The following is a 14,200-nucleotide window of genomic DNA, read 5'->3' on the forward strand; positions in this document are numbered from 1 at the left end:
TTTATGCCAAAAAACCTAACTGCGCCATCTAGTACGACTGTCTCACCTAAGTCTCTGCCGCTATTTTCGCGCGTGGGTACATTTGTACTGACAGTAGGAATGGTGCTTGCGTTTTTTATCAGTCAGTTGGTAGGTGTTTATGTCGCTGGCAAGCTGGTATTACCTGCCGATGAAAGGACATCGGTAGGGCGTATATTCTTTTTCGGTAGTAAGGACGGAACGGTTGTGAGCTTGTCTATACTCATCGGCTGTATATTGCTAGTGGCAATTAGCGCGCTTGTCATTCGTTTAAAAGGTGGCAGTCTGCGTCAATATCTAGCGCTAAAGCCGTTCTCACTGTCGGCAGGTTTAGGCATGCTTGGGTTACTACTGATATTTATGATTGCCAGTCAGGTACTGACGTATGTACTCGATATGGCGCCGTTGGTGTTTGTTGATCCACTCTATCAGTCTGTCATTTCGGTTTGGCTATTGGTCTTTGCTATGGTGGTCGTCGCACCAATTTATGAAGAAGTTATCTTTCGCGGTATATTGTGGTCAGCCATCGCAGAACAGTTCACGGCACCATCCTATTCAGCGAATCATGGGGCGATTGTCGCCAGTATTGTGACAAGTTTGATATTCGCTGTGATCCATGTGCAGTATGGTATCTATGAAATCAGTACCATCGTAGTGTTGGCATTGATATTTTGCTATGCACGGATTAAGTCAGGCTCGCTACTACTGCCAATCGTACTGCACATTGTCAATAATGGTGCAGCGATGTGGCAGTATATTGTGCAAGCGGCATAGATAAAAAGCTGACCACAACGATGGCTAGCATGTAAATTATATCGAGCCAGTCAAATATTTAAATTTGGCTACGCGTTAGGATTATGCATCAGGATTTAATAGTAGCACTTCATCGGCAGCTCGCTTGATATCATCAATCGTCAGCTGAGGTTTGCCGCTCAATGCTTGACGCCACTTACGCGCGCCCATCAGACCTTGGAAGAGTCCTAAATAATGCCGTGTCATCGTTGGCAACGCTTCGCCTTTTGCGAGTTGTTCTTCGAGATAGGGATAAAGCTGCGCTAAAATCTCTGAGCGCTTAGGTATTGTCTCAGGAGTTTCCTCATTCCATAAGCTATTGGCCTCTGCTAATAGATACGGGTTGTGATAAAACGCCCGACCAATCATCACGCCATCGATATGCTGTAGGTGCGTTCGGATGTCCTCAATTGTATCGATGCCGCCATTGATTTCGATATCTAGCTCAGGAAAGTCCTGCTTTAGACGGTACACATCATCGTAACGCAGTGGTGGTATCTCGCGGTTTTGCTTAGGGCTGAGCCCCTGCAACCATGCCGTACGTGCATGTACGATAAAGCGGGTACAACCTGCCGCTGCCACTGTCTGCACAAAGTCCACCATAAACTCATAGCTATCAAAGTCATCGATGCCAATACGATGTTTGACCGTCACAGGTATATCGACTGCAGCTTGCATATGCTTGACCAAATCAGCGACGGTCTGAGGTTCTGCCATCAGACAGGCACCTATCTTATTGTGCTGTACGCGATCTGAGGGGCAGCCAACATTGATATTGACCTCGTCATAGCCATATTGCTGAGCAAACTCTGCGCATTGCGTCATCTCATCGATGTCTGCACCGCCGAGTTGCAATACAAGAGGGTGCTCAAGCGTATCGAAGCGCAAGTGGCGTGCTCGATTGCCATGTATCAATGCGCCAGTACTGATCATCTCGGTATATAGATAGGTATGTGGATTAAATAGTCGTGCAAAATAACGATAATCTGTCGTAGTCCAGTCGATCATTGGCGCAACTGAGAGGCGTTTGTTGGTCATATCAACCATGGTCATCAAGCCTTAATATTTGTGTCTTAAATAAATGGATAAGGTGCAATGGATGAGACATACCATTGCACCTTATTTGCAAGAGTTTCCAGAGCTTCAAGCGTCATGCGAAACAGTGATTGACCAATTACTTATAAAATAACATGGTCAATTTTTTTAAATTCAGGCAAATTATAAAAATACAGCCCCATGATAATACCGATAAAGCCAATAAAGGCAATGTATAGTGCTGGTGAAAAGCTTACTAAAGTTGTGGCATAACCAAGACCAAAAGGTATCAGTACACCAACGATACCGTAGGTCACATTATAACAAAAAGAGATACCTGTGAGACGCACGTTGGTTGGAAACAATTGCACCAAGATAGCAGGAACCATACCGACAATACCAGCACAGAATCCCAAAAGCGCGTACATAATTAAAATGTAATCGCCACCTGCTTGTAGATGATAAAAGAAGGCTAGTATTTGAGCAATGAGGAGTATCGAACCAATTACTAGAACCTTACCAAAATTCTCATGATTAGAAATTATCCCATAGAATATACAGCCAAAAATCATAAATACGATGCCCAAGCTATGGGAGAATCCAAACAAATCGCTGTCTAACGTAAAGTTTATCTCTATCAAGTCTGGCAATAGTAGAACAACCACAGAGGTAATGCTAGAAATCACTAACGTCAGCACCATGCCGACAAACACAGAGTGTTTGCAGTGTTTAAAGAGTATGGTAAGCGGCTTGCCTGAGTTTTTGCCGGTATTTAATTTTGTAAGTGCCAGAAAAAAGGGTGTTTCTCCGATGAATCGCCAAAATAAGAGCGGTAAGAAACTAAGAGCCGCCGCTACTAAAAATGGTAAACGCCAACCATAATCAGTTAGCTCAGTCGTCGTCATAAAGCTAGATAACCACATAAAAAAGGCATTTGAAAACAGCACACCTACAAAGAAGCTAGCAGTCGCATAGCTACAGGCAACTGACAAATACTGTCTGGGCACATGCTCTGCTACAAATACCCAAGATAGCGGTACATAAAGACCAAACGCCATACCCTGTATGATTCTTAACAATATAAATAAGGCAGGCGCAGCAGCCCCCCATTGTGCATAAGTTGGCAAAAATGCCATTGCTAAGAGACTGCATGCGGTGACTATGATACTTAGCAATAAAACGGGCTTTCTACCTTTTATATCACCATAACGACCGATGAGAATACCTCCGATTGGACGTGCTAAATAACCGATAACAAAAAGCCCCATACCTTGCAGTTTAGCAACTCTAGGGTCAGCATTAGCAGGAAAAATCGCCGCTGAAACAATATCTGAGATATACAAGTAAATCAAAAAATCAAAAAATATCACAGCGCTGATGAAGCTAATGAACAGCACTACATTTTTGTCTTTAGTAGACATCAAGGCATGTTGGGAACGAGATGGCATAATAAATCACATATCCACGGAGTAAAATGGTCATTAAGACGATCATCGTTTGGATAACCGGCCATGGTAAAAACGGCAAATCAAGATATATAAAAGATGATTTGCCGAAACAATAAGTTGGGTGTTTAAAATAAAAGTCTTTGAGTGGTACTTTGTTTACTTGATACAACTGAGTCGCAAAACTAAATGTTCTAAAACTGTCGAAATTAATAAGTTATGTATCTACAACAGCCAGTCAATGGGCAACCAAGACATAATGGTTAACCAAACATGGTCAGCCATGTCCACTCGTGGCTCTGAGTCATAAACGACTTTTTCGCCGTCTTCCATGGTATGCCATTGTAAGTTACCATTTTCTAGTAGTTTGACTTCATACGCTTGATTTAATAGATCGTCGCTCAAAGCACCATGCAGCTGCCTTGCTAGCTCATCATCATTAATAATCACACCCATTTCGGTATTGATATTGGCAGAGCGTGGGTCAACGTTGTATGAACCGATAAAGACTTGATAGTCATCTACTGCAAACGTTTTTGCATGCAAGCTAGTCGAAGATTGGCTACGCGCCCGCCATAGTTTGTTATCACGTTTTTCTTCAGCAGCGGTTGATTTAAGCTCATATATTTTTACACCTGAACGAAGCAGGCGAGGTCGCCACTGGCTATAACCAGAATGAACAGCAGTCACATCAGTCGCATCGAATGAGTTGGTTAATATTTTGATATCGACACCAGCTTCAGCTAACTTAACCAATGTCTCGACGCCATCTTTGGTCGGTACAAAATAAGAAGAAATAATCGTCAATTTCTTGGTTGGGCTACCAAGCAAGTTACGCAACTGATGAACCAAGTTGGTATCGGCAGGAACCGTTTTACTTAGTTTGCCAACATCATCACTCAAGAACTGCATGTCGGTCCAACGGAAAGGCACACGCTTATTAATCAAGTCACTATCAATCGTAGAGTCTTTGATCGCAGCTTTATAAACCGTCAAGCTGCTGCCTTCGTTGTTTTCTTCATCCAGACCGAGCTTATCTAAGGCCTTTAAAAAATCAGGCGTAACGTCATCATCAAATTTCGCTAAGGTCTCGATATCAAATGATAAAGGCGATGACCAATAGTCATAAAAACTGTTATCAATATCTGCGACAACTTTACCAATAAGTAAGACATCCAAATCTGCAAATTGGCTACTTTGGTCATTGCTAAGGTATTCGTTGCCGATATTACGCCCGCCGATGATCGTAATCTGCTTATCAAAGGTCATGCTCTTATTGTGCATACGGCGATTGATACGCGGCAAACCAGTCACATAGTTCAGTGTTGGAAACTTACGATGCATCAAAGGATTGATAATACGCACCGCGATATTGGGATGACTAGCAAAACGTAATAAATGCTGATCGAACTTGGCACTATTATTAAAATCATCTAACAATAAGCGCACGATTACGCCGCGTTCAGCTGCGTCCCATAAGTCTTTTAACAGAAGCTGACCAGCCTGATCGTTATGCCAAATATAGTACTGTGCATCAATATTGCGCGTGGCCATATCTGTCAAGATGCTGCGTGCCGCAAAAGCATTCGCTCCTGTCACGATTGGGTGATAGCCAGACAAGTCAGGATGAATATCGTTCTGCGCACTAATAGCAGAGACCAAATCAGTGCTGCTGGTTTTAATCGTCTCACCTTGCGTCGTTTGCTCGTCTGAATATAGCGCCTCTACACGTGCTGATAGTGCTTGGCTTTCTGGTAAATGTGGCTGCTTGGGCAAACTCTGGCAAGCGCTAAGACCTAAAGTCAGTCCTAGGGTTAGACTCAACGATAAGCTGCTTGGTTCTATACTGAACATCGACATAACGAATTTACCTTAATGAGCCTAAATGTACTGATAAATAATGATTCTGAGTGTTTAAAGCACTCTTTTTAGATGTATTACCAGACTGTTGTCGTATTACGCGTGGCAAAATCTAAATCGTCGCTAAGCTTAGCAGCTGTTGCGATATCTGCCTATTATAAATACGTTATTTTTGTTAGATTTAGCGCACGAAATCATTGTTTTTTAAGTAGTGTTTAATTATATATGTGGCAGATTTTAAGCAGTAGAATTGATACGTCTTTGGTATTCGAAAATAATATTTAGTGGCCATTTGAAACCAGCTGTGCGGAATAAGTCGACATGATATGATAACGCTGATGAATTCGGTCGATAATCAGAAGAATAAGCAGTCATTTTATTTCAATTAAAAGACCAACCAATAACATATTAACCAAAGTAACGGAACGTTTATGAGTCAGTCGCAAAACCATGATGAGAGCAGTTTGAACAAGTTAGATCCAAACTGGCGCAGCGATGCCTTAGATTTAGGGCTTGATTATGGCATGCAGACCATCGCAGTGCGGGCAGGTCAACACCGTACAGACGAAGGCGAGCATTCAGAACCTATTTTTACCACCAGCTCTTACGTTTATCGTTCAGCCGCTGATGCTGCTGCTCATTTTGACGGTACAAAAACAGGCAATGTCTACTCGCGTCATACCAATCCAAGCGTACGTACTTTTGAGCGTCGTTTAGCCGCACTAGAGAATGGTGAACGTGCGGTTGCGACGGCCTCTGGTATGGGCGCTATCTTGACCATGTGCTTGGCATACCTAAAAGCGGGCGACCATTTGCTAGCGGCCAACCAGTTATTCGGCTCATCTATCGGTCTGTTTAATAATTATATGGCCAAGTTTGGTGTTGAAGTCAGCTACGTTGATTGCTTCGACAATGAAGCATGGGCCAATGCCGTTCAACCAAATACCAAGGTGATTTATTGCGAAAGCCCAAGTAATCCATTGGCGCAGATTTGTGATATCGGTTATCTGAGTCAGCTATGTAAGGCCAATGACATATTACTCGTCGTTGACAACTGCTTTGCGACACCAGCATTGCAGCGCCCATTAGATTTGGGTGCGGATGTGGTGATTCACTCTGCGACCAAATATTTGGATGGTCAGGGTCGCGTATTAGGCGGTGCGTTGGTCGGCAGTGATGAGCTGATGCAAGAAGCATTTACCGTGGTGCGCTCTGGCGGTATCAGCATGAGTCCGTTCAATGCTTGGGTATTTACCAAGGGGCTTGAGACGCTTAAATTACGTATGCAAGCGCACTGTAACAATGCCAATCAAGTCGCAGAATTTTTAGTTAATCATCCTAATGTCAGTACCGTACATTTCTCAGGCTTAACTGATCATCCTGCACACGAACTTGCCACACGTCAGCATCATATGAAAGATGGCTACGGTGCTATCATGGGCTTTGAAGTCAAGGCATCTGATAGCCGTGATACCAAAGAAGCGGCGTGGCATGTGATTGATTCAACACAAATGGTCTCTATCACCAATAACTTGGGCGATGCCAAAACCACGATTACTCATCCTGCAACCACCACGCATTTCCGTCTAACTGCTGAAGCTCGTGCCGAAGCTGGCGTTAAAGACGGTCTGATTCGTCTATCGGTAGGTCTGGAAGATGTGGAAGATATTATCAAAGACTTAGCACGTGGTTTAGACAGTTTGTAAAGATAACGGTATAATCTGCACTAACGCATTGCATTAACTTTACGTTATTAATTACTATACGCGCTAGCATAAAATACAAACCATAAATAACAAAAGAGGCAACTATGAACATTCAAGCATTGATGCAACAAGCACAAACGATGCAAAAGAAAGTAGAAGCAAACGTTGAAAACGCTAAAAAAGAGCTTGCTAACAAAGAAGTGCAAGCTGAAGCGGGCAGTGGCTTGGTTAAAGTAACGATGACAGGTCGTCATGTGGTCAAGCGTTTGACTATTGATCCAAGCTTGCTAGAAGACGAGCCTGATATGATCGAAGATCTTATCGCTGCTGCTATCAATGATGCGGTTCGTCAAGCGGACGAGTTGTATGAAGAAACAATGGCTGGCGCGACCTCAGGTATGGGTCTACCACCAGGTATGCAAGGCATGTTTTAGGCATTAAATACTTCATACTAAAGACAAAAATGGGGTTGTTATCGACACGATACGACCCCATTTTTATAGCTACGATTTATAAATTCAGTTAGATAAAGTCAATTAAAGGAAGCTACTTTGCTTACAGCCAAATTTGATCAGCTGGTCAAACAGCTGCGTATATTGCCAGGCGTCGGTCAAAAAAGTGCCCAACGAATGGCGTTACATCTGCTCAGTAAAAAACGCCCACAAGGCATGGCACTCGCCCAAGCACTAGATGAAGCCATGCGTGATATTGTTGAATGTCAGCGTTGTCATAGCTTTAGTGATGAGGCCGTATGTCCGCTTTGCCAAGATGTTAGACGTGATGACAGTCTGCTATGCGTGGTCGAAACGGCAGCAGATGTGATGGCGATTGAGCAGACAGCTGGTTACCGTGGTCGTTATTTTGTGTTGGGCGGGCATCTATCGCCAATTGATGGTGTCAGCGCCGATGACTTGAATATTGATCAGCTCGTATGGCGAGTGAAGCAAGAACCTGTCGAAGAGCTGATACTGGCAACAGGTACGACTGTCGAAGGTCAGACTACGGCGCACTTTATCAGTGAAGCTGTCAGTCGTCATGTCAATAAAGTGACGCGTTTAGCACAAGGTGTGCCGATGGGCGGCGAGCTTGAGTATTTGGATAGTATGACGCTTGGTCAAGCCATGCAAAATCGTTCTTTTTTATAATGTTTTGATTGCTTCAAAGTCTTACCCAATTCATTTCTTGGAATTGCTATAATTACTTTATTATTGTTTATCTTTTAATTTTATTAAGGCGCGGTTTAGCGTTTTATTTTCTCCTATTAATGCAGGTATCTGCCCGTGTCCAATAACGTTTCAAACGCCTCAGCTCAATCAAATGCTGCTGATATCAATGATGGCTCATTACAAAAAGCCGCTAATACTGAGCCAATGTTAGCAGCCACTTCATCTGAGTCAGTGTCTAATACTCCAGATATTGAGGTGCTAGATATTGATGCACTATTGGATATTGCCGATGACGTTGCTATTACTTGGGTACGTAAGCAAAGCGATTTGGATGAGGTTATTGATGCCTTAGCGATTTGTGGACGTGTGGCCTTAGATACTGAGTTTATCAAGCGTGACACTTATTATCCGCGCTTGGCACTGGTGCAGCTGAATACTGGTAATCATGTTTATCTACTGGATGCACCCCAGTTGCAACTGGCTCAGCTGTGGGAGGCGCTACGCAAAGTAGATGTGGCTATCTGGCATGCCTGCGGCGAAGATTTGGGCATTTTTTATCTGCTGTCTGGCTGCCCACCGTTGACCAATATCTTCGATACGCAAATTGCGTTGTCTTATCTAACGGGCCAATTGCAAATGGGATATCAGCAGGCACTGGCTGATCAGCTAGATATGCATATCGATAAAGAACATAGTCAGTCTGATTGGCTCCAGCGCCCGTTGACAGATGAGCAAGAGCAGTATGCTATCGATGATGTGCGTTATTTGCCAGCGCTATATCTCAGTATCGAGCATGCGCTTAAGGCTCAAGGGTTATACGATTACGTTTGGGCTGACTGTCAGCTTTATGCCAGTGATTTGTATGATACGCAACACGTCGAAGATGAAGCGATGTATCTAACGATGGCAGATTATCGCTATAACTCACAGCAAATGGCGATACTCAAAGGGGTGGCTACATGGCGAGAAGAGCTGGCTCGTGCGACCAATCAACCGCGTACCTTTGTGATAAAAAAACAAGCAGTACGAGAGATAGTCACTGAAAAGCCAAACAGCATGCGCGAGCTGGCACACAAAACAACCATGCACCGTAGTATGCTACGACTATATGGCGAAGAGCTGCTGAAAGTAATCAGAAATGCCAAGAGTCTACCGCCTACAGAGCATCCAGACTGTCTAGTGCCGCCATATCGCTCAAAAAACAAAGTATTATCGAAAGCAGTGCAGCAAGCGATTGATGAGCATGCGCGTGAGATTGGTATACCTGCTAGCGTATTGATGCGTAAAAAATGGCTAGGGCAGTTGTATGAAGTGGTTGCTCTTGATAAAGACGTGAGCGAACTGCCGCAAGGGCTAAAAGGTTGGCGTAACGACTGGGTCATTAAAACCTTAATTCCAGTCATCAAAAAGCATAAAACCGAACTGCAGCAGGGCATGGGTATTCGTGTTCAATAAGGAATCGTTCGATAATGCGCTGTTTAATAAGGAAGCGTTCGATAAGACTGAAAACTGACACTCAAGTATTCATACAGCTCTTATTCATACAGTTCTTAGCGTTTAAACCGTCCATGTTCTAAAAAGTATCGAGTCTGCTCGGCAACGTCTGGGTTCACTAGCATACCAGTGTGCGAGACAGGCATAACGATATGATCAGCTGCTGCCTCTATCCTCGTCTCTTCTATATAGACTGTCCCGTCATGTGCAAGCTGCTCGTTAAGAGGTGGCTTGTCAGATTTGCGCAGTTTGCGATTGTGATATTGCAAAAACAGCTGACCTAGACCATAAGGTCGGTTGCCAGCGATAACGCCTAACGTCACGTGTTTGGGCAATGGTGCGACTGTACCGTCGAGTGCGTCAACATATGAGCGACCTACGACAGCAGGAGTCAATCGCCAGATATAATCTGCACAAACACTGCCTATATGCGGTGTTCCTAGCGTCACGCAACGTCCAATTTTCCATTTTGGATACTGAGCGACAAAATCACGAATGATTAAGCCACCTAAACTATGCCCGACCAAATCTATTGGATGATCTGGGTGATGGTTTGTTTCTAGCCAGCTATTTAGGCGGGCGCTATTGGTCTTAATACCATCACGCATGCTACGGTAGCCATACTGATGGGTATCAAATCCTGCTGTTTGCAGGCGCTTGGCTAATGGCCGCATGATCCATGGGGTTTGGTGTAGCCCATGAATTAGAATAACGCGAGTTTTTTGTTTAGGCGCTTTATGTTGCATAGCAGTGTCCAAATGATTGCTTCAGAAATTTAAGATAAATAGCTTATTGTTGATATAAGCTTTTATTACATTGAGTTCTTGTCATTTATTTTATTCATAATATTACCTGCTAATGTAATAGATAAAAAGTCAGCAAAATAAAAACCTCCAAGTCAGCTGCTGACTTGGAGGTTTTTTACTACAGAGAATAACTATCGAAAATAATCATTACATATAGTTTTCGATACTTGGGCAAGAGCACATTAGGTTCTTATCACCATAAGCATCATCGACACGCGCGACACTTGGCCAGAACTTGTTTGCACGGATGTACGGCAGTGGGAATGCAGCAGTCTCACGGCTGTATGGATGCGTCCACTCTTCGCTAGTAATCATAGCAGCCGTATGCGGTGCATTGACTAATGGGTTGTCTTCTAGCGTCCAGTTATCTTCACCAGCTTTGGCCTTCATGGCTTCAGCTTTGATAGATTTTAGCGCACTGATAAAGCGATCCAACTCTTCTTTTGACTCAGACTCAGTTGGCTCAATCATAAGCGTGCCAGCGACTGGGAAGCTCATCGTTGGCGAATGGAAACCATAATCCATCAAGCGCTTAGCGATATCGCTTTCCGTGATGCCAGTTTCTTCTTTTAACGGACGAATATCAATGATACATTCGTGAGCCACACGACCGTTTTTGCCAGCATACAAGACAGGGTAGTGACCTTTTAATTCAGCTGCCACATAGTTGGCATTCAGTAATGCTAGCTCTGTTGCTTTTAATAGACCATCACGGCCCATCATAGCAATATACATCCACGAAATAGGCAAGATGCTCGCTGAACCGTAAGGTGCTGCTGATACTGCTGAGCAGTCTTTTTGTGCATTATGTACAGGGCTCAAGGTATGGTTGGCCATAAACGTTGCCAAATGCGCTTTCATACCGATAGGGCCCATGCCTGGACCACCGCCGCCATGTGGGATGCAGAAGGTCTTATGCAGGTTCATGTGTAATACATCAGCACCAACGTCTGCAGGCTGCATCATGCCTACCTGAGCATTCATGTTCGCGCCATCCATATAGACCTGACCGCCATGCTTGTGAGTCAAATCACAGATATGACGGATGCCTTCTTCGAACACACCATGCGTCGACGGATAAGTGATCATTAAAGCACCTAGGCGATCGCTATATTCTTCACATTTGGCGGTTAAATCGTCGATATCAACGTTGCCGTTTTCATCAGTTTTGACCACGACTACTTGCATACCCATCATCATAGCGGTAGCAGGGTTGGTACCGTGCGCCGACATCGGAATCAAGCAAACATCGCGATTGGTTTCGCCTAGCGACTCATGATAACGGCGAATCGCTAACAGACCAGCATATTCACCAGAGGCACCAGAGTTTGGCTGCATAGAGACATCATCAAAACCAGTAATGGCTTTTAATTGATCTTGCAAGCTATCAATCATCGCAATATAGCCAGTAACTTGGTCGCGCGGAGCAAAAGGATGCACATTGGCAAACTCAGGCCACGTAATCGGTAGCATCTCACTGGTGGCGTTTAGCTTCATGGTACAGCTACCCAGTGAAATCATGCTGCGGTTCATCGCCAAATCTTTGTCTTCAAGCGACTTTAGATAGCGTAGCATTTCATGTTCGGTGTGATGCGAGTTGAATACTGGATGAGTCAAGATGTCATCCGTACGCAGGTGTGCACTATCTAGTGAGACGCGAGCTGTTTCAGGTAGATCGTGTGACTTATTGACGAATAGCTGAGTCAACGTGTTGAAGTCTTGCTGATCGCTGGTTTCACTAAAGGCAACGCTCAATTTGGTGTCGCTTAGACGCCATAAGTTATAGCCAACGTTGTCTGCATTTTTAAAGATTTGAGTAGCCAATTTCTCTGAACCACAATCAACCACGACTGTATCGAAGAATTGATCATGTACCACGCTCAAGCTGCTGTCGTTAGATTCTGTGATAGCATCAGCAAACGCAGTGGCAAAAGCATGAATACGAGTAGCAATACGCTTCACGCCGCCTGGACCATGATATACCGCATACATACCAGCGAGGTTAGCTAGTAATACTTGTGAGGTACAGATGTTTGAGTTGGCTTTTTCGCGGCGGATATGCTGCTCACGCGTTTGTAGAGCCATACGCAGTGCTGTATTGCCTTGTGCGTCTTTTGATACGCCAATGATACGACCAGGCGCTGAGCGCTTGGCTTTATCAGAGAACGCAAAATAAGCGGCATGTGGACCACCAAAGCCCATTGGAATACCAAAGCGCTGAGTACTACCTAGCGCTACGTCGGCACCCATATCGGCTGGTGATTTTAATAGCACTAAGCTCATGATGTCACTGACGACGCTGACGTAAGTTTTGTTTTCTTTTACTGCACTGATGACGTCTGTTAAGTCTTTAACGTCGCCTTCGGCACCAACATACTGAAATAGCGCACCGAAGTAGTCGCCAGATTTAGCCGTTTCAAAATCACCAACGACGACTTCCCAACCAAAGTATTTCGCACGAGTATTAATAACATCTAGTGTTTGTGGATAGACGCGCTCATCGACGAAATACTGTGTTGATTTACTTTTGCTCACACGCTTTGACATCGCCATCGCTTCTGCCGCTGCTGTTGCTTCATCAAGCAATGATGCACCAGCTAACTCAAGACCAGTCAAATCGATACATACTTGTTGGAAGTTCAGCAGTGCTTCTAGACGACCTTGAGCGATTTCCGCTTGGTAAGGCGTATAAGCGGTATACCAACCTGGATTTTCAAGCACATTGCGCTGAATGACAGCCGGCATGCGAACTGGAGAGTAGCCTTGACCGATATAGCTTTTGTTAACAGTGATGTCGTCTGCCATCGTACGTAGTTTGGCAAGTGCAGCGTGCTCACTCATCGCTACTGGCAAATCCAATTCTTTGTGCAAACGTACTGGCTCAGGCACAGTGTCATTGATAAAGCTTTGCATATCTTTATAACCAACAGCGCTGAGTAGGTCAGCTTGCTTGGTCTCGTTCGAACCTAAGTGGCGATAGACAAATTCAGCTTCGTTGAACAATCCTTGAAAGGTATCAAACGATGGGTTTTGAGAGATAGTCATGACAATCCTTGGTTAAGGGAGTAATAAACAAAATAGCAATTAAGAGAATAATGTGAGCGGTACGTTATACGTAATGCACAAACTGTTTTTGATCGAAACGGAACTGGGTGTTGTAAACGCCATTGTCAGCACGTTCACCTGCGCCAATCATCATAATGATATGCTGATCGTCGCCTAGGCCTAGTAATCGCTTCATAGCAGGCTCATCAAAGCCGCCCATTGCACAGCTATCAAACCCATGAGCACGTAATGCTAGCATGAGGTTTTCAGCGGCAAGTGCGGTGTTATTGGTTGCCCAATTTTTGGTATCTTCAAACGTATAGTAAGGCGACTTGATCGGGCCTTTTACGCGTCTGACCACTTGCGTAGCACCCCATTTCGCAGCCGAAACCACGTTGGCTGGGCCGCGCAAAAAGTCCATCGTGACGACTTTGTTGTAGTAGTCTTTCACTTTCTTTGGCACTGGCTGATCAGGGTATTCGCGCAATACTTGTTTCGCGTGATCGTGCCAAACATCAGTACGAGCAACGATGGCAATCAAACGAGCCGATGTTTTTGCTGCATTTTGATTCATGCAGTTTTTGACGGCGCGTTTGCGATTGTCAGCATCATCGATAACATAAAATTCCCACGGCTGTAGGTTGCTAGAGTTTGGCGCTAGCATGGCCAAACGCAGACAGTCTGCCAATACATCGTCAGGGATGGGCGTGTCAGTAAAACGGCGCACGGAACGGCGTGACTCTACGATATCGCGAAATGCTTGTAGCTGCGGCGTATGGCTTGGTGTGGCAATGGGGTCTTTATTATCGGTGTTGGCATTCATATTAGGATCC

At 44.4% G+C, this 14,200-nt stretch carries 11 protein-coding genes; 5 read left to right on the forward strand and 6 right to left on the reverse strand.

All coding sequences use genetic code 11. The features are described 5' to 3' along the window. The first annotated feature begins 3 nt into the window (after positions 1–3). Positions 4–792: a CPBP family intramembrane glutamic endopeptidase gene (locus Q0788_RS00850; protein WP_298807248.1), complete on the forward strand. Its 789-nt coding sequence runs from the start codon at positions 4–6 to the stop codon at positions 790–792. A gap of 81 nt (positions 793–873) precedes the next feature. Here the strand turns inward: Q0788_RS00850 and dusA are convergent, their stop codons facing one another. From dusA to Q0788_RS00865, 3 genes are all read right to left on the reverse strand, one after another. After that, on the reverse strand, positions 874–1,857 hold the full coding sequence (gene dusA / locus Q0788_RS00855) for a tRNA dihydrouridine(20/20a) synthase DusA (RefSeq protein WP_298807249.1): 984 nt from the start codon (positions 1,855–1,857) through the stop codon (positions 874–876). 131 nt (positions 1,858–1,988) lie between these two features. Further along, positions 1,989–3,293, reverse strand: a complete 1,305-nt coding sequence (locus Q0788_RS00860) for an MFS transporter (RefSeq protein ID WP_298807251.1) — start codon at positions 3,291–3,293, stop codon at positions 1,989–1,991. A gap of 222 nt (positions 3,294–3,515) precedes the next feature. Continuing rightward, positions 3,516–5,150: a phospholipase D family protein gene (locus tag Q0788_RS00865; RefSeq protein WP_298807252.1), complete on the reverse strand. Its 1,635-nt coding sequence runs from the start codon at positions 5,148–5,150 to the stop codon at positions 3,516–3,518. A 431-nt stretch (positions 5,151–5,581) separates the two neighbouring features. Here Q0788_RS00865 and Q0788_RS00870 point away from each other — a divergent pair, with 431 nt between their 5' ends. The 4 genes from Q0788_RS00870 (at position 5,582) to Q0788_RS00885 (ending at position 9,477) form a co-directional block, all read left to right on the forward strand. Continuing rightward, the gene (locus Q0788_RS00870) at positions 5,582–6,856 is read left to right on the forward strand and encodes an O-succinylhomoserine sulfhydrylase (RefSeq protein ID WP_298807253.1); all 1,275 of its coding nucleotides are present in this window, start codon (positions 5,582–5,584) and stop codon (positions 6,854–6,856) included. A 104-nt stretch (positions 6,857–6,960) separates the two neighbouring features. After that, positions 6,961–7,290: a YbaB/EbfC family nucleoid-associated protein gene (locus Q0788_RS00875; protein WP_025651278.1), complete on the forward strand. Its 330-nt coding sequence runs from the start codon at positions 6,961–6,963 to the stop codon at positions 7,288–7,290. 117 nt (positions 7,291–7,407) lie between these two features. Next, entirely contained in the window at positions 7,408–8,001 is a 594-nt protein-coding gene (gene recR / locus Q0788_RS00880) for a recombination mediator RecR (protein ID WP_057760773.1), read from the forward strand. 135 nt (positions 8,002–8,136) lie between these two features. Then, the gene (locus Q0788_RS00885; protein ID WP_298807254.1) at positions 8,137–9,477 is read left to right on the forward strand and encodes an HRDC domain-containing protein; all 1,341 of its coding nucleotides are present in this window, start codon (positions 8,137–8,139) and stop codon (positions 9,475–9,477) included. A 95-nt stretch (positions 9,478–9,572) separates the two neighbouring features. On the opposite strand, the gene Q0788_RS00890 is transcribed toward Q0788_RS00885, so the two are convergent. The 3 genes from Q0788_RS00890 to Q0788_RS00900 all read right to left on the reverse strand — a co-directional run bounded on the left by Q0788_RS00890 (position 9,573) and on the right by Q0788_RS00900 (position 14,190). Next, on the reverse strand, positions 9,573–10,262 hold the full coding sequence (locus Q0788_RS00890) for an alpha/beta fold hydrolase (protein ID WP_298807255.1): 690 nt from the start codon (positions 10,260–10,262) through the stop codon (positions 9,573–9,575). 207 nt (positions 10,263–10,469) lie between these two features. Continuing rightward, the gene (gcvP, locus tag Q0788_RS00895) at positions 10,470–13,367 is read right to left on the reverse strand and encodes an aminomethyl-transferring glycine dehydrogenase (RefSeq protein ID WP_191113874.1); all 2,898 of its coding nucleotides are present in this window, start codon (positions 13,365–13,367) and stop codon (positions 10,470–10,472) included. A gap of 64 nt (positions 13,368–13,431) precedes the next feature. Next, positions 13,432–14,190 carry a nitroreductase family protein gene (locus Q0788_RS00900; RefSeq protein WP_298807257.1) on the reverse strand — a complete coding sequence of 253 codons (759 nt, stop codon included), beginning with the start codon at positions 14,188–14,190 and terminating at the stop codon, positions 13,432–13,434. Positions 14,191–14,200: the final 10 nt, after the last annotated feature.

This window comes from uncultured Psychrobacter sp., from assembly GCF_947500265.1.
GTDB lineage: Bacteria > Pseudomonadota > Gammaproteobacteria > Pseudomonadales > Moraxellaceae > Psychrobacter.